The 15,821-nt window shown below is 65.4% G+C and carries 18 protein-coding genes and 2 pseudogenes; 10 read left to right on the plus strand and 10 right to left on the minus strand.

The features are described from left to right. Positions 1 to 259 precede the first annotated feature (259 nt). Together K2Y56_RS18745 and K2Y56_RS18750 are read left to right on the plus strand one after the other, a co-directional pair. A complete protein-coding gene (locus K2Y56_RS18745; RefSeq protein WP_292510982.1) occupies positions 260 to 1,363 on the plus strand; it encodes a tyrosine-type recombinase/integrase in 1,104 nt (367 codons plus the stop codon). 138 nt (positions 1,364 to 1,501) lie between these two features. Further along, complete coding sequence (locus K2Y56_RS18750) at positions 1,502 to 2,224, plus strand: recombinase family protein (protein ID WP_292510985.1); 723 nt, start codon at positions 1,502 to 1,504, stop codon at positions 2,222 to 2,224. Between the two features lie 185 nt (positions 2,225 to 2,409). Here the strand turns inward: K2Y56_RS18750 and K2Y56_RS18755 are convergent, their stop codons facing one another. The 3 genes from K2Y56_RS18755 to K2Y56_RS18765 all read right to left on the minus strand — a co-directional run bounded on the left by K2Y56_RS18755 (position 2,410) and on the right by K2Y56_RS18765 (position 4,045). Continuing rightward, on the minus strand, positions 2,410 to 2,976 hold the full coding sequence (locus K2Y56_RS18755) for a type II toxin-antitoxin system VapC family toxin (RefSeq protein WP_292510987.1): 567 nt from the start codon (positions 2,974 to 2,976) through the stop codon (positions 2,410 to 2,412). Beyond that, complete coding sequence (locus K2Y56_RS18760) at positions 2,966 to 3,223, minus strand: hypothetical protein (protein WP_238240333.1); 258 nt, start codon at positions 3,221 to 3,223, stop codon at positions 2,966 to 2,968. The genes K2Y56_RS18755 and K2Y56_RS18760 overlap by 11 nt, the downstream gene beginning before the upstream one ends. Before the next feature lie 513 nt (positions 3,224 to 3,736). Next, positions 3,737 to 4,045, minus strand: a complete 309-nt coding sequence (locus K2Y56_RS18765; protein WP_292510993.1) for a hypothetical protein — start codon at positions 4,043 to 4,045, stop codon at positions 3,737 to 3,739. Between the two features lie 12 nt (positions 4,046 to 4,057). Between K2Y56_RS18765 and K2Y56_RS18770 the strand changes: the two genes are divergently transcribed. The 6 genes from K2Y56_RS18770 (at position 4,058) to K2Y56_RS18795 (ending at position 9,320) form a co-directional block, all read left to right on the plus strand. Then, positions 4,058 to 4,357 carry a DUF736 domain-containing protein gene (locus tag K2Y56_RS18770; protein WP_238240334.1) on the plus strand — a complete coding sequence of 100 codons (300 nt, stop codon included), beginning with the start codon at positions 4,058 to 4,060 and terminating at the stop codon, positions 4,355 to 4,357. A gap of 588 nt (positions 4,358 to 4,945) precedes the next feature. Further along, positions 4,946 to 6,172 (plus strand): plasmid partitioning protein RepA, encoded by a 1,227-nt coding sequence (repA, locus tag K2Y56_RS18775; protein ID WP_238240335.1) that lies wholly within the window; start codon positions 4,946 to 4,948, stop codon positions 6,170 to 6,172. A gap of 23 nt (positions 6,173 to 6,195) precedes the next feature. Further along, on the plus strand, positions 6,196 to 7,155 hold the full coding sequence (repB, locus tag K2Y56_RS18780; protein ID WP_292510998.1) for a plasmid partitioning protein RepB: 960 nt from the start codon (positions 6,196 to 6,198) through the stop codon (positions 7,153 to 7,155). Positions 7,156 to 7,512: 357 nt separating this feature from the next. Continuing rightward, on the plus strand, positions 7,513 to 8,718 hold the full coding sequence (repC, locus tag K2Y56_RS18785; protein ID WP_238240337.1) for a plasmid replication protein RepC: 1,206 nt from the start codon (positions 7,513 to 7,515) through the stop codon (positions 8,716 to 8,718). A gap of 70 nt (positions 8,719 to 8,788) precedes the next feature. Beyond that, positions 8,789 to 9,019 carry a hypothetical protein gene (locus K2Y56_RS18790; protein ID WP_238240339.1) on the plus strand — a complete coding sequence of 77 codons (231 nt, stop codon included), beginning with the start codon at positions 8,789 to 8,791 and terminating at the stop codon, positions 9,017 to 9,019. A gap of 55 nt (positions 9,020 to 9,074) precedes the next feature. After that, positions 9,075 to 9,320 carry a type II toxin-antitoxin system prevent-host-death family antitoxin gene (locus K2Y56_RS18795; RefSeq protein WP_283206067.1) on the plus strand — a complete coding sequence of 82 codons (246 nt, stop codon included), beginning with the start codon at positions 9,075 to 9,077 and terminating at the stop codon, positions 9,318 to 9,320. 212 nt (positions 9,321 to 9,532) lie between these two features. Here the strand turns inward: K2Y56_RS18795 and K2Y56_RS18800 are convergent, their stop codons facing one another. The 4 genes and pseudogenes from K2Y56_RS18800 to K2Y56_RS18815 all read right to left on the minus strand — a co-directional run bounded on the left by K2Y56_RS18800 (position 9,533) and on the right by K2Y56_RS18815 (position 11,741). Further along, entirely contained in the window at positions 9,533 to 9,952 is a 420-nt protein-coding gene (locus K2Y56_RS18800) for a type II toxin-antitoxin system VapC family toxin (protein WP_238241903.1), read from the minus strand. Further along, positions 9,949 to 10,200: a hypothetical protein gene (locus K2Y56_RS18805; protein ID WP_238241901.1), complete on the minus strand. Its 252-nt coding sequence runs from the start codon at positions 10,198 to 10,200 to the stop codon at positions 9,949 to 9,951. Before K2Y56_RS18805 ends, K2Y56_RS18800 begins: the two co-directional genes overlap by 4 nt. 328 nt (positions 10,201 to 10,528) lie before the next feature. Next, positions 10,529 to 10,960, minus strand: a pseudogene (locus K2Y56_RS18810) (GNAT family N-acetyltransferase); the annotation flags it as partial. Between the two features lie 346 nt (positions 10,961 to 11,306). Continuing rightward, a complete protein-coding gene (locus K2Y56_RS18815; protein ID WP_238241899.1) occupies positions 11,307 to 11,741 on the minus strand; it encodes a hypothetical protein in 435 nt (144 codons plus the stop codon). A gap of 222 nt (positions 11,742 to 11,963) precedes the next feature. Here K2Y56_RS18815 and K2Y56_RS18820 point away from each other — a divergent pair. Beyond that, positions 11,964 to 12,512, plus strand: a pseudogene (locus K2Y56_RS18820) (RES domain-containing protein). A 441-nt stretch (positions 12,513 to 12,953) separates the two neighbouring features. Continuing rightward, positions 12,954 to 13,262 (plus strand): hypothetical protein, encoded by a 309-nt coding sequence (locus tag K2Y56_RS18825; RefSeq protein ID WP_292511012.1) that lies wholly within the window; start codon positions 12,954 to 12,956, stop codon positions 13,260 to 13,262. Positions 13,263 to 13,319: 57 nt separating this feature from the next. Here the strand turns inward: K2Y56_RS18825 and K2Y56_RS18830 are convergent, their stop codons facing one another. The 3 genes from K2Y56_RS18830 to K2Y56_RS18840 are packed head-to-tail and all read right to left on the minus strand — an operon-like array spanning position 13,320 to position 15,730. Further along, positions 13,320 to 15,284 (minus strand): type IV secretory system conjugative DNA transfer family protein, encoded by a 1,965-nt coding sequence (locus K2Y56_RS18830; protein ID WP_292511015.1) that lies wholly within the window; start codon positions 15,282 to 15,284, stop codon positions 13,320 to 13,322. Continuing rightward, entirely contained in the window at positions 15,253 to 15,456 is a 204-nt protein-coding gene (locus K2Y56_RS18835; RefSeq protein ID WP_238241895.1) for a conjugal transfer protein TraD, read from the minus strand. Before K2Y56_RS18835 ends, K2Y56_RS18830 begins: the two co-directional genes overlap by 32 nt. Beyond that, positions 15,437 to 15,730, minus strand: a complete 294-nt coding sequence (locus K2Y56_RS18840; RefSeq protein ID WP_292511019.1) for a TraC family protein — start codon at positions 15,728 to 15,730, stop codon at positions 15,437 to 15,439. The genes K2Y56_RS18835 and K2Y56_RS18840 overlap by 20 nt, the downstream gene beginning before the upstream one ends. Positions 15,731 to 15,821: the final 91 nt, after the last annotated feature.

The raw sequence follows: 15,821 nt of genomic DNA on the forward strand, positions 1-15,821 counted from the left end.
TCACCCTGAATCCGGGTCCAGCGCGGCAACGGCTGTAAATGCAAGGGCTTACGGGCTATGATCTCGGCTTCAGGCGATCTGCCTTCAGCAGCCCAGTCTCGGTCGAGGGTGCGGGCGGAGGCGGCGCGAATCATGTCGCCAGCATAGCCCATGACGGCGCTTATGACCCCCATGACGGGCTGAAGCGCCGTGCTTGTCGACAGCTTTTGACGTCCGATAACGTTCTCTTATCGGACGCACTCGGCTAGGCTCCGGAACCATGGCCGATTCGGAGCTCCTCCCCAGCAAAACCGCCCCTCCCGCGCCCGCCGAGACGCTGCCGGCCGTGCTGCCAACCTCAGAAAAGGTGTCGGGGTGGCCCGAGTCGCAGGACGGAACGGCCCCCCTCCCCTCCTCGCTGCGGGACCTGGCGCGCGCCGCCCGCGCCTACGCGGCCCGGAAGGACAGCGCCAATACGCGACGGGCTTATGACTCCGACTGGCGGCAGTTCGCGCGCTGGTGCCGGCGCCAAGGCTTCGCCCCCGACGTGCCGGACCCGCAGACGCTCGGGCTCTACCTCACCGCGGCCGCCGACGGACACGGCCTGGCGAAGGCGGCCGTGTCGACGCTCGAGCGCCGGCTCTCGGCCATCACGACCCGCTACCGCTCGGCCGGCACGCCGTTCGACCGCGGCGATCGCCACATCGTCGACGTCATGGCCGGCATCCGCCGCACCCACGGCCGCCCGCCGCGGCAGAAGGAGGCGGTGCTCGGCGACGACGTCCTCGCCATGGTCGCGACCCTCTCGAACGACCTCAGGGGCTGGCGCGACCGGGCCATCCTGTTGCTTGGCTTCGCCGGCGGCCTCCGCCGCTCCGAGATCGTTGGCCTCGACTGCGGGCCAGGCCAGACCGAGGATAGCGGCGGCTGGGCCGAGATCTTGGACGCGGGCGCCTTGCTAACGATCCGCGGCAAGACCGGCTGGCGGACGGTCGAGGTGGCCCGGGGCTCGTCCGAGCGGACCTGCCCCGTTGCCGCGCTCGAAACGTGGCTCAAGCTCGCCCGCATCGCCCACGGCCCGATCTTCCGGCGCATGCACGAGCGGAACGGCGCCGTTGCGGCCGAGCGCCTGTCCGACAAGCACGTGGCACGCCTCGTGAAGCGGACGGCCCTCGCCGCCGGGATACGTGGCGACCTGGCCGAGGGCGAACGCCGCCTCGCCTTCGCGGGGCACTCGTTGCGTGCGGGCCTCGCCACCGCGGCCGACGTGGAGGAGGCGCTCGTGCAGCGCCAGCTCGGCCATGCCTCCGCCGACACCACGCGCGGCTACAAGCGGCGGCGGGAACGGTTCCGGGTCAACCTGACCAAGGCGTCCGGGCTGTGAGGAAAAAGGCGAAGAACGTCAGAAAGTTGGGGCCGGTTGCGTTGAAATCGGCAGGTGAAAGGACGGCTCAGGGCTGGCCTTAAGCACTTCAAATTGAAATCGGGAAGTGAAAGCGACAGACGCGGAGACGTGCTCGTCGTGGCGCGGCTCGATCGCTTGGCGCGGTCGCTCTCTCATCTCCTCGCCGTGATCGAGGACCTGACCGGGCGCGGCGCGGGCTTCCGGTCGCTCGCGGACACGATCGACACCACAAGCCCGCATGGCATGCTCACCCTGCAGATCCTTGGCGCCGTCGCGGAGTTCGAGCGCCAGCTCATCCGGGAACGCACCATGGTCGGGATCGAGGTGGCGCGCGCGAAGGGCAAGAAGCCCGGAAACCCCCAGCTGCGCGCCGGCAACCCGGACGCGAAGCGGAAGATCGCCAAGGCCCGGGAGCAGGCCTACTTCGACAAGCTGAACGCCACCGCGAGCACCTGGCTCCCGATCGTCCGCCAGATGCGGCCGCACCAGCGCTGGGAGGACGTCGTGAGCGTGCTCAACGCTCGAGCCGCGGACGGCGACAGGTGGACCGTGGAGCGGCTTCGTCGTGCCGTCGATCGCTTCATCGCCGACGGGCTCGCCGAGCCGGAGCTGCTCGGCAAGGCCCCTCCCCGGTCGGCGGACGATCGCCTGATGACCCTTGTCGCCGGAATGACCCGGGCCAATCCGGATATGACGCTCGCCGGCATCGGAGCGCAGCTCGAGGCTATGTACGAACGTACGCCCTCTGGCGGCCGCCGGTGGGCTCCGGGTTCAGTGAAGAGCTTGCTCGACCGGGCTCGGAAACATGGGTTGATCCCAGCCTCGCCCGACCGGGCGTGACCTCATTCGGTTCGCGCCACGCTCCTGTGCTTGACCTCGCGCAGCACGGCCGGTCGGAACACCGCAGCAACTGATCGGCTGCGTTCTGCGCGGGCGTCTGCTATCGCCTCGACCTTCCAGTCTGCGCCTTGGTCGCACCAGGCGATGACGGCTCGCTGTCCGCCAATCCCCCGTCGAACGACCTCTCAGGCGTGTCCGTACACGATAACCCGACCAGCCGGGTGCAGCTGGTTCAAGAGGTCGAAATCGCCCGCGTTGCGGGTGAGGACGGGCACGCCCGCCTTCGCGGCGGAGAGATAGATGAGCGCATCGGCCAGCAACTCCTTGCGCTGATGCGACTGATAACCTTGCGTGCGGGTCAGCGATCCTGTGAGTATCCCCGCTCGGATCCAGACCTCGTCGTCCGGCGTCAACACTCGGTTCGCCGGAATGCGCCGCACGAGTTCCACATAGTGGCCTCGCATCGCACGATAGCGGGTCGCCTTCGGATCATGCAGGCTGAGCCCTTGCGCAAGCTCGCTCAGGCACACGACGCTGTGCAGCTGAGTCGCCTCACGGACCAGTTCGAATGCGGCCGAGGGCATCCGACCGGCGGCCATATCGACGTAAACCGTCGTATCGGGCAACAGCACCAATGGGCCTGGCCTCAGTTGCTCCGCGTGCAGCAGCTCCCTTGAGGTGCGATGCCGGAGCGCGCCGATCCGTTTCTCGGGCTTGGTCTGGCGGAGCAGCGCCTCGAGATCAAACGTCAAGCTGGTGGTCCGGTCCGAGCGTGCCGTAGGTCTCGATCATGTAGCGGCTCACCGGGTCCGGAAGGGCAAGCGTTGCCAGCGCAAGCTCGACGAGTTCTGTCGTGGACTCGATGCCGGTGCGTTCCTTGGCGGCCGCGATGAGAGCGCCCGTCGTCCGGATGCTGACATGGGCTGTCTTGTCTCCCGCGAGCAGGCCGGAGCTCTTGGCCTCTTCGAGTAGGCGGGTGTGGGGCAGCTGGGCGGACATGGCTTTCTCCGGATTGTGTGTAGAATAGGCGATCTTGTCACACAGAGCAAGGACGACATGGGCGCCTCCCTGCAGGACCGCGCTCTACTCGCGGCTACAGCCGCTCCCAGAGCCCGCAAGCGGTCTCCGCCCTCTGGGGTGACGATCGCTGGCGGGGTAGCGCGAGGGGCGAATCGCTCCTCCAACCCTTCCACCTCACCTGTGCCGCCTGGGAATGTGCTGACGACCGCTCGGCCTGAGGTCCCAGCACCTCCGTGCCACTCGGGCCCATGGCCGCTGCGCTGTTTCGGCTCTGCCACTGGGGCGTAAGCTTCGGCCGGGACTGGAGCGGACAGGGCTTGAGCTGGCGGGCGGCTCTTCTCGGTTCTGGGCGGCCCTCGTGCCGAGTGGTGGCAGCAATTTGGCCGTGGGGACCGGTGGGCCTCTCGCCGGGGTCATGGAGCCAGTGCGAGGCGGGTTCGGGCCTACCCGAGCGGGGTCCGCTGCGTTTTTTCTCCGGGGTTGCCGCCGGGGTCACTGCGTCTCTCCTGGGAGCGGTTCAGGGGTCGGCACGCCCCTGTCGCGGGCCTTGATTGGTGGGATCTGGCCGAGGTCCGGCTTCGCCTCGACCACCTCCGCAACGGCGTCGTCGACTATTTTCCCCTGCCAGACCACCCCACGCGACAGGTCGCGCGAGGGCCCCGGATCGGGCATTCCCCGCGGAGCAAAATAGCCGCCTTGGCCGTCCTCCGCTCTGCTGCGGCCCTTCGGGTGCGGGTCGCTCGCCCCCGGCCTCTTCGATCCCATCAAGGCCGCGACGGGCGCGGCCGAGATGAACCTCACGGAGAGACAGTCATGGCGATCATCGGCACCTTCACCCAGAACGGCAACGGCCTCACCGGCTCGGTCAAGACCCTCACCCTCAACGCCAAGGTGCGCTTCGTCCCGGTCGAGAAGGACAACGACAAGAGCCCCGACTTCCGCATCATCGCCGGCACCACCAACGTCGAGCTCGGCGCCGCCTGGAAGAAGACCTCGAAGGAGGGCCGACCCTACACCTCGGTCAAGCTGGACGATCCGAGCTTCCCAGCCCCGATCTACGCCTCCCTGGTCGAGGGCGAGGACGGCGCCAGCAACCTGATCTGGTCCCGCTGAACCGGACGGGGGGCGCCAAGCCCCCCTCCCCTCCCCTCTCATGCGCTCGGAGCCGGTCTCCCATCGCGACGTTCGCGGATCACAGCCGCTCGCTGACGGCGGCTCCGCGGCGGGGACCGTCAAAATACCAGCCCGGGGGTAAGCGGCACCAGTCACGCTCCAGCTATCCGAGACTCCTTCGCGAGTCCGATCGTCGCTTACTATGACGGCGCGCGGCTTTGTTTGGCTAAAGACACTCGCGTACTCCGACCACCTCGATGGACGAATCGATTTGCCTTCCCCGAATCCCGTTCCCACCGACCATTGCCGGGTTTCAGCCCCCCAGTCCCTCGCTCACAAATGCTCGGCAGGTCTCCCGGGCCGTTGAGAGCGACTCCGAATGGCTCCCAGGTCAAAAGACGAGACGCACCAATGAGATCCCAAGTTGACAGCTGTCAACTTGGGCCGATGACCACCGGGGTCTCGCGACATGGGAGAACGGCTCGCCACTGCGCAAGGTGCACCGTTTCACAGCCTTCCTTGACTCTCATCCCAAGACTCACGGATACCATTTACGCCGAAGGACGCGAATCGCTGAGGAGACCGTGAATGGGGAGATCGTCCGTCGAGACCGCTCGGCGCTTGGCGGCCGAAGCCCCGGCCGCGATGGACCAGCTCATCGCAAATGATGCTCGTGCCCTCAGTACCCAACTCCAGGCACTCCGCGCAAAGCTTTTTCCACCGGAGGCCCGCAAGCGGCTCCGGCGATTTACAAGTGGCGAGGCTGCTAAACTGATCGGCGTCACAGACAGCTACCTCCGGCACCTGTCGCTTGGTGGGGACGGCCCGGAGCCGGAGAAGACTTCGGCCGGGCGCCGCCTTTATAGCCTAGAACAGATTCATGAGCTTCGTCTGCTCCTTGCGAAGGCGAAGGCATCCTATGTGCCCGCACGGACTGGCACCGAGCATCTGCAAATCATTGCCGTCACGAACTTCAAAGGCGGATCAGGCAAGACGACCACCGCAGCCCACCTTGCCCAGTTTTTCGCCCTGCACGGATATCGCGTTCTCGCAGTCGACCTCGACCCGCAAGCCTCGCTGTCAGCTCTCTTCGGATATCAACCCGAGTTTGACGTTGGCGAGGGCGAGACGCTCTATGGCGCGATCCGATACGATGGCAACCAGCGCCCGCTCGCGGACATTGTCCGGCCAACTTACTTCGCCGGCTTGGATCTCGTGCCAGGTAATCTCGAGCTCCAGGAGTTCGAGCACGACACGCCGAAGATGCTAGCTGACCGGCGGCACGACAGCGAGGGCATGTTCTTCGCACGGGTCGAATCCGCCCTCGCCACAGTTAACGCGAGCTACGACGTCGCGGTGATCGATTGCCCGCCTCAACTCGGCTTCTTGACTATGAGTGCACTCTGCGCGGCGACCTCCGTGCTGATCACCGTTCATCCGCAGATGCTCGATGTCGCCTCAATGAACCAGTTCCTCGCCATGACGGCCGATATGCTCGCGGTCGTCCGAAAAGCAGGCGGAAACTTGCAGTACGACTGGCTCCGTTATCTCGTAACCCGTTACGAGCCAAATGACGGCCCACAGACCCAAATCGTCGCGTTTCTACGCTCGCTCTTCGATGAGCGGGTGCTCACCAACATGATGGTCAAGAGCACCGCGGTGTCAGACGCCGGCCTCTCCAAACAGACGATCTACGAAGCGGGCCGCGAGACGATGAACCGGCAGACCTACGATCGGGCGGTCGAGTCAATGGATGCCGTAAACCGCGAAATTGAAAGTCTAATCAAGAAAGCCTGGGGGAGGGTAACCGCATGAAGGGACGTGACGCTCTTCGGGAGATGGTCGCTGGCGGCAAGCCCCGCCAGGAGGTCGCCTCAGAGCAGACGCCCAATCGGGTGGTCTCCGGTCCCGTGCGGGCGATGAACCTCGGGCTGCAGCGCCTCTCCGAAGATGCCGGGGAGGCGCGTGCATTGCGTGCCCAGCTTGAGAGCGGCGACCGCGTCGTCGAACTCGACCCAAATCTGCTCGATGGTTCCTTCATCGCCGACCGCATCAGCGGTGCCGGGGACCCCGACTTTGAAGCGCTGAAGGAGGGCATAGCAGCTCACGGGCAGCAGGTTCCGATACTGGCGCGTCCGCATCCCGACGCGCCCGGCCGCTATCAGGTCGCCTACGGCCATCGGCGACTGCGGGCCGCATCGGAACTCGGACGGACGGTCAAGGCGATTGTCCGCAATCTTTCCGATGCCGAACTCGTAATTGCGCAAGGAAAGGAAAACAACGAGAGACGCGACCTCAGCTTCATCGAGCGCGCCTTGTTCGCTGCGCACCTCGTCGAGCGGAAGTTCGATCGCCCGACAATCATGGCGGCCCTGGGCGTGGAGAAGGGGGAGCTCTCACGATTGATTACCGTGGCCACAACGATTTCAGCCGAGGTCATCTTGGCCGTCGGTCCCGCGCCGAAGATCGGCCGTCCGCGATGGATGCAACTTGCGGAGCTAATCGGCGAACCGGCCGGTGTGCGCAAGGTCAGAGCAACACTGGCATCCGAAGAGTTCAAGGCGGCGGATACCGATCGCCGGTTCGAGTTCTTGTTCGCCGCACTCCAACCGAAGCGGATCCGATCAGGGAACGTGACGCTTCTCAAGCTCGGAACGGGCCGTACGGTTGCGCGCCTCCAGCACTCTCCCAAGGGGCTGCGCGTGTCTGCAGAAGAGCCCGCCTTCAGTGCCTTCCTCGAGGCCCGCCTACCTCAGCTCATAAGGGAGTTTGAGGACGGGTCCCGGGGCAATCACTAGCATTCAACAAAGGAGGCGCCGCTACAGAACCACAAGAAGCTTAACGTCCACAGCCTTCCCCGGTTGACAGCTGTCAACTCGGCCAGGCTTGGCCAGTCCTGAAACCAGCAGCGAGGCGGCGCGCTCACGCTTTGGGCGCGAACGGTGAGCTGTACCCCGAAGCTGAGGAGCTATGAATGGCAAAGTAAATGAGCCGGTTTCCGACCGGCATCGGCGATAGGGACGAGCCCCAACACGACACCAATAGAAACCGGCTCGATAGGTCTGAACAGCCAAACCCTACTCGCCTCCGAATCACCCGTCAAGAGTTTCGGCGTCAGGTCGGCGAACGGCTCTCCTTTGCCCGAAGGAGAGATCATGGATCACATTGCAACGACGCCCTTTGGGCGGCGGCCGCTGTCGCTTGCCATGGTGGCAAGCCAGGTGGCGGCCAAGGCGCGCCCACCGAACACGACAGTCCACAAGTGGCAGATCTTCCGCGCCATCTGCGAAGGGAAAGCTGCGATCGGCGTCTCCGATCGGAGCCTTGCGGTGCTGAACGCCTTGCTCACCTTCCACCCCGAGACCGCCCTGACGAGCGATGACGACCTCATCGTCTTCCCGTCGAACGCCCAGCTCGCCCTACGGGCTCACGGCATGCCACCAACGACGCTGCGGCGACATCTGGCGGCGCTCGTGGACTGCGGCCTAGTGATCCGCCGCGACAGCCCGAACGGCAAGCGCTACGCCCGGAAAGGGCAGGGGGGCGCCATCGAGACGGCCTTCGGTTTCGATCTCACGCCGCTTGTGGCGCGGGCGGCCGAGTTCGAGCGCCTGGCCGAGGAGGTGCAGGCCGAACGACGAGCGCTCGCCCTCGCTCGGGAGCGGATCACGCTCTACCGCCGCGATGTCGCCAAGATGATCGCGGTCGGGCTCGAGGAGGACGTGCCGGCGGATTGGCGGGGCTATCACGCCGCCTACCTGGGGCTCGTAAGCCGCATTCCGCGCACTGCCACGCGTCTTGAGCTGGAGCCCTTGGCCGAGAAGCTCGGCTGCCTTGTCGACGAAATCCGTAAGGTGCTAGAAAACCACGTGGAAACACAGAATCCGGACGCCAATGAGTCCCAAAGTGGATGCCACATACAAAATTCAAATCCAAACCCCCTAGAATCTGAACCAGGCTTCCCAGGAAGCCAGGGGGCGGCCGTTGAGCCACAACCGGAAACGCCGAGGACGCCGCAACGATCGTTCCCGTTGGGGATGGTTCTCGAGGCCTGCCCGGACATCGTCGATTATGCGCGCCATGGCATCAGCTCGTGGCGGGACTTCATGGCGACAGCGGGGTTAGTCCGCTCGGCACTCGGGATCAGTCCCAGCGCGTGGGACGATGCTCGAAGTGTTCTGGGGGAGGAAGACGCCGCGGTGATGGTCGCCGCGATCCTGCAGCGAGGGGAGGCGATCAAGAGCCCGGGCGGCTACCTGCGAAGCTTAACCGAGAAGGCAAGGGGAGGGGCGTTTTCCCTTGGGCCGGTGCTCATGGCGCTCCTACGGTCGAAACTCGGTTCCGAACGGAAACGAGCGTAGCGGTGGCTGACGGTCATCCTCTGGTCACGCGCCTGGCCCAGACGGTCTGCCGTGAACAGGGACAATGATCATGGTCGAGGGCGAGCCTTCGCTCGACGAGCTCGTTGCGGAGCCGATCGTGCGCATGATGATGGCGAGCGACGGCGTCGACATTGCTGCGTTCAAGCGGTTGCTGGAGGACGTGCGGCGGGTGCTGGAGTCGCGGCGGCGCGCTCTGCTGGATCCGCTAGACGGGGACGCTTCTTGCCAGCACGCCGACCAGGAGCATATTCGTCACGGTGACCAGGGGAGTGGTGCATGACCACGCCGGAATCTCACACCCGCAAAAAGGGCCGGGACCCATCTGAGGGGTGCTTGTGCGCCTTCAAGATGCGAAAGCTTTGTTCAGCGAGGTCGTGAACCGTGCGCGTGATGACGGCCCGCAGCTCGTGGTGCTGCCCGGCGAGGACGCTGTCGTGATCGTGTCGGCCGAAGCTTTCGACCGGGACCGAGAACGCCACACTGGCCGTCGCCTGGTCGAGGCTCTGGCGATCTCGCCATTGCGCGACCTCGAGCTCGAGCGCCCGCTCGTGATCGGCCGGGTCCGGGACGTGGATTTGTAGAGGGTTACTCCTCGACACCCAACGTGCTCTCAGAGCTTCGCAAAAGAGAGCTTTTAAGAGCCCCGGCGGCTACCTCAGCAGCCTGACCGGAGGCGAGGGGAGGGGAGTTTTCGTTCGGGCGGATCGAACCGGACCAAGCTCCGCAATCGAATGCGCGCATGACGGGGTTCAAGCAGGGTGTCGAAACCTCGGGCTCAAGGGTCGTCCGACGCTCACGCCTTCCATGGGTCGACGATCTCGATTCCAAGATCATCGAAATGCCGCAGGTTCCGTGTCGCGATCGTGGCGTGGCGAGCCAAAGCGATGCCACCGATCATACTGTCGCGTAGGTCGCGCGGCTCGCCCCGGCGTTGACGCGCCCCCATCAACACGGCCGTCTCCTGTGCGGCAGCCGCATCGAAAGGTGCAACGCGACGCTCGAGCTTCTCGGCGATGAGGCTATCGAACGCCTCGCGGCGCGCGAGCAGGCGTCGTCCGTCCGGCATGATCTCGAGCCCGAACCTGACCTCGAGCACTGTGATTGCTGTGGTCCATACCGAGGCCCGCGGCTGCTCGTCGAGCCAGCGCAGCACCGCGGTATCGGGCGCATGGTGCATAAGGGCGGAGATGATATTGGTGTCGAGGATGATCATTCCTCGAACGGACTCTTGACGGTATAGCCACGCAGCTCGGGGATCTCCTCCCCTTCCTGTAGGCCAATGCCGCTGAACAGCGCCGCGATCTCAGTTCCGAGCCCGCCGCCGGGACGTTCCTCTTCCTTGACGACGTCGCGAAGGATGTCGCGGACCTCGGCCTCCATACTGCGGCCATGCCGGGCTGCGCGCCGTTGCAGACGCTTCTTAACGTCATCTTCGATGTCGCGAACTAGGATCTGGGCCATCTTCCGTTCCTTTGTGCTATCATGATAGCATGTCTTTCCAGCGAGGGAAAGAGGGCGACCTCCGAGCGGAGGCCGAACCAGACGGCTTGGCGAGGTCGCCAGGGTTGAGCCCTGACGGCCTACTAATCGGCCTTGCTCTCATGCATGGAATATAGAGCACATCTGATGCACGGAGCCGATCGCGCTGAGCGCGCAGCCGGTAAAGCGCCAAAGCCGCCAGGCGGCAACGCCGATATATCGAGGAGGAACCCGATCGGGACGACGGCGAGCGCGGCCGCGATGACGGCGCCGTAGACACGCCCGAACAGGCTATTGGTCGCTCCTCGGATCACGACAGGGCGCCTCCCGGCGTCCGCTCGGCCAGCACCAGCTCGCGCCAGTGACGGTGCTGGGCGGCGGGGTTGGGGTCTGGCACAAACCCGGCGCTCCGGGCGAGCGCGAGGGCTGCGTCATGCGTGGCCTCGACCATGGCGCCGATCGGGCCTGCATAGCCCAACCGCCGCGCCTCTTGGACGAGAAGCGCGATCGTCTCCCGGGCGATGCCGCGGCGGCGGTGGGCCGGGTGGGTGATCACGTTGAGGAAGCAGCCCTGGCCGGTATCGCGGTTAATGACTCCGAAGCCGAGGACTGCCTGGGTGGCGGCGTCACACGCGACGTAGGGATCGTGCCCGGCCCGGGCTTGAGCGTAGCTGGACGTGTCGAGCCGTCGCGCGGTCTCGGGGTCGAGCCGGAACCAGGGCCGCGATGAGCGGGCGGTGGTGGGCGCCGAAGCGCTCGAGAATGAGGGGCGGTGTCGTCATTCGGATCCCTTCGATTGGACCGGTCGGAGTGTGAAGTGGGAGGTCACGACGGGATCGCTCATTCGGCAGCCGCCTGCGCACCGCCGCTGCCCACGTAAAATCGGGACGGGTCAAGGAGCGCGAGAGCGCGGCCGCCTTCCGCTTCCCACTTGGCGACCTAGTCCTTGTCGGCAACGCTCGCCCAAGGACAGCAGCGCCCCCTAGAGCGCCTTCGGTTCGAGCGCGAGAAGCCCGGCTTTTTCGACAGGCAGCCTGCCTCGATCAGGCGGCGGGTTTGGGTCTTGCGTTCCGCCTCGCGAACACGCCTCAGTGGCGAGCAATGTCCTTGATGACCTCCGAGCGGGCTTCCTCCACCTCTCGACCGACCAACCCGACAACGTCGGCGACATGGCGCTCCATGATCGCGATGCGCTCGGCCTGTGGGTGATCGGGCGGGTAGTCGTACAGCTCGAGCTTGATGGAAACGAGGGTATAGCCGAGAAACGCGGCTTCCTGACCGTTGGCGCGAAGCGTGGCTCCGAAATCGGCGAGCATAGCGGCGACGGCGGCTCGCGAAAGGCCACCCGGCGCCTCCGACAGCAGAGCATGCTGCATGCCGAAGCCGCGCTCGAACCCCGCGATGAGCTCGGCCCGCAAAGCTGGATCGTGCGCCGCCCGGCGCACGGCATCTTCGATGCCGTTCAGGAGCGACTCAGTCGTGTCGAGTGGGTCTTCGTCGGCGGGTAGATCCGAGATCTGCACTTGCTTACGTCGCGGTTTTCATTTGCGACCTCGGTATCGCCGAAATGTGCAGGCACTATGGCCGGTGGTGCCGTTTGGCCTGCAGTGGACGGCCACCGGCGGGGCTGGGCTCTGCAACGAGACGAGCCTTAGCAAGGAAATTCGGGATTGGATCGAAGTGGAGATAATCCAGGTCGTGAGCAACTGGCGCAGGGAGGAGCTGGACGCTGGCGCCACTGGCGCATGCTCAGCCCGCGCTGGTCACATCGGCCGCTGAGCGGGGAGAGGGCGGCCAGGCGTGGCGGCCGTTGGAACGCACCTGGGATCTCCGCCCTCTACATGTCGGAAGCGTTCGCGACGGCCGTTGCCCAGTATGAACAGGACCTCGGCATTCGACTAGGCACCTTGTGCGCCTACGATGTCGACGCGGACGGCATCGCGGATTTGAACGACCTCGTGACCGTGCGCGCTATCGGCGTCGAACCGGCCGACTTGGAATGTCCATGGAAGCAGATCGCGCTCGTCGACAAGAAGTGACCGCGGACCTGGTATTTGGCAGATCGCCTCATCGCGGATGGCGCCCCCGGGGTCCGGGTTCCGTCCGCCCGCGGACGCGGGATCAATCTCGTCCTCTGGCAGTGGAAGGTCGGTCCGGCTTCACCGCGAGTCGTGGCCCTTGATCCGCTGGCCGACTTGCCGCGAGACCAAAGTTCCTGGTCGACCTGTCGAGGCCGCAGAGCCGGCCTCGAGGGCCATCCGGCCGCAGCCTATGTAGCGATCGGGCGGACGTGAGACCCGTCGCGCGGGTCGGTGGGCCCGCGCTCCTTTCACTTTCCTAGCAGGGAGGCGACTTTTCCACCCGCCGGGCGGAGCGGGACGCGGAGCAGCCGGAGGCCGAACGCGCTGACCAGAGAGCGCCGTAGAGAGGCCGGAGGGTGTGGTAAAGTCGCTCATGCGGGCATTCGCCCGCACACCGCATCGACCTTTCAACCGGACCGGTTCTCTGCGACCAAACTTGACGCGTTCCTGCCCCGCATAGGATAGCCGGGCCGGCTGGTGGGCGGAGAGGAGAGGCTTGCCGTGACGTGGATACGCTTGGAGTCGGAACGCCGCCCTCCGCCCGCGCTGGCCGAGCACGATCGTCCAATCATCGACGCCGAATACACTGTGGTCATCGAACCGCCGGAGTCCCGGTGCCAGCGCCAGCGCGCGTCAGAGCCAAACCCCGCGTCGATGCTCGAGCCCCTTTGGGCTTTCCGCGTGATCCTGCGCGTCCTGCTCTGGCCGATCCGCTACCTGGTGCGGATGGCGGTCGTGACGCTGGCGTTGGTCATGATCCTTGTGCGCCCGTTCATCCTGTTCTTCTACGCAGCGTCGTTCGTCGCGTTCTGCGGCATGGGCATCAAGCTCTATGCGGGCCAGTTCGAGCTCGCCGGCAAGCTCGCTTTCTGGTCGGTCGCGCTCGGGGCAATCCCGGCGATCTGGGACTACATCCTCGAGATCGTGGCACCCGACATGGAGTGGAAGCGCCTTCAGATGTAACGCGGCGTGCGGCGGCTCTCAGCCTGCCGTGCGCTCCGGTCCTTCCGGATCGTGCCGCTACTCGGCCGGTCCAGGAGCTGGCGCGAGGCCGGCGCCACTCGGGCCTGAGCCGGCCTGAGACAGAGCGGCCTTGCTCTGAAACCGGCTCTCCCCGACGAGCCCTTTCATGTCCTCCCGACGGAAGAAGATGGCGCGCCCGCAGCGAATTGGGGGTGCGTTCTGGATGAACACGATCTGCTCGTCGGCCCGCATGGTCTGGGTGACTTCCTGCGGCAGGATCAGCCGTCGTTCGCCCAAGGTCCGTGTCCGCGACCCGCGCCCATTCGAGGCAACAGTTCGGGCCGTCGTCTCTACGGTGTAGGTGCCGCAATTCGTGGAGATGAATTCGGCCGTGTCGGGATGACCGACCGCGGCGAAGGAGACCCAGGACACGTTGTCGAGCCACTTGGAACGGGCGTGCCTGCCCCAAATCTCATCGAGCTGACCGAGTGACTGATAGACCAGCACCAGGGTGATCTCGTATTTGCGGAACGCGTCGCGGATCACCTCGAGCTGGCTCATCGTGCCGAGCATCCGCGCCTCGTCGATCATGAACAGCACGCGATCGGGGGTCGCGGCATAGCCGTTGGCGGCCGTGTTCAGAAGTGCGCCGATAGTAACGCGGCCGAGCGCCGGATGGGCCTTGAGGGTGGCGAGGTCGATGGAGATGAACACGTCGATCTCGCCCGAGACCAATAGCTTCGGGTCGAAGGTGTTGCCGGACACCAGGGCGGCGTACCGATCATAGGCCAGCCACTCGATCTCCGAACTCGCGCCCTTCAGGACGCCCGAAAAGGTCGCCTCTGTGAGGTTGATGAAGGGCCCGAGCGCGTCCTGGACGAACTTTTTGGGAGACTGCTGATGGATTTGGGCCAGGCGCTCACGGAACGATTTCTCCGGCTGCGCCATGAACTCGTGGAGCGCCTTAAGGGTCCGGCGGCCGCGGTATTCGTCCGAGAAGACGATGTGGGCGAGAACGCCGGTGAGGAGGTGCCGCGCCGAGACCTCGAAGAACCGCGTGTTGCCGGACGAATCCACGCTCTCGGTCATGAGCCAGGTGACGACGGTGGCTACATCCTCTTCGGCCGAGGTTTCGCCCGTTCCGATCCAGTCGAGGACATTGAACCCCACCTTCGGTCTGCGGGGGTCGAGGATACGAACCTTCCGCTTGGAGGTGCTGCGAACACGGTACACCATGTCGCCCACCTCGCCCGTCGGGTCCAAACAAACGATCGGGCCCCTCCACCGCAGGCAGGTCGGAACGACCACTGACGAGGTTTTGTAGCCGCCTGAGCCCGCGAACACCAACCCGTGTGTCGACCCGAACGAGCAGTCGAAGGCCAGCAAAGGAGCCTTGCCGCCTTTGCCCCAGGTGTCAGGATCGCGGGGGTCGAAGCGAAGGTCGGCAACGGCATCCTGGTCCACACGGTAGCGCTCGCCGATCACGATCCCGCCAGTTTCCGGGAGGAGCTCGGCGGCTTCCCTCATCGGCATCCAGTCCGCATTGCCATACAGCGTCGACGACGAACGCCGCGGCGATCGGAGCCGCCTGCGGATCGTCAGGCCGGCTCCAAAACCCATCAACCCGGCGAAGGCGGCGCCGTACCAGACGAACTTGTCGGACTGCCGGAGAGCCTCGCCGATGGCGATGTCGCCGCGCAGACGATCAACCCGTTGATACTCGAGCAAGATGGCCAGCGTCGCGCACGCGAAGGAGGCGAGAGCGACCGCGAGGGCAACCTGCCGCCGCCTATGGAGGGCGATGAAGGGCAGGCAGAGAACGCCCACGAGCGCGGGAACGGCACAGCGCAGCGCGTACCAGGAACGCTCCACGGTGAGCTGATGCTGAGCCGGGAACAGGTCGACCAAAAAGGGCCAAGCGAGATAGAGGACCGATACGCTCGCCGCCATCGCCAGCAGGCAGACCCCGACGAGAATGCTCGTCGGGGTCTCAGCTATCGGCTGACTGGCTGAACTCGGCATCACCCCTCGCCTTCAATTTCTTGTATCGTTCGCTGGCCGGATCGAGCGCGGCGAGCTCCAGCAGCGCCCCGAGGAGCACGGCCTTATCCGCCGTCCTCAAGCCTGCCTTCACCACGAGGCCACCGAGCTGGATCTTCTCGCGGGCATCGACCTTACGCGCGCGCGCCGTCATCGAGCTGCGATCCCTTTGAACCCGCACCAGCCTCTGACGCAGCCGCCGGAGGGTCGACCACGGCCGGCGCTTTGTGGCGGCCCTTGCGAAATCGCGCGGCCAGCTCGGTCAGGGCCTTTGTGAGATCCTCGTCGCTGATTTCGAGATCGAGCAGGCCTGCCTTGTTGGCGATCTTTCCGATTCGTCGCTCCTCTCGCTCCTCGCTCTCGGCCAACTGTTTCTTGAGATCCTCGATCTCGGCGAGGATGTCCGCCCGGTTCCTGCGGCGTGCCATGCCGTCCTCATCAAGAGTTGTTCGTTCTGACGGTGATGGGCCTAAGCGACCCGGATATACGGGTCAAGCTGGAGTTCTTCGACGTTCAGCT

This window comes from Methylobacterium sp. (assembly GCF_019745455.1).
Lineage (GTDB): Bacteria > Pseudomonadota > Alphaproteobacteria > Rhizobiales > Beijerinckiaceae > Methylobacterium.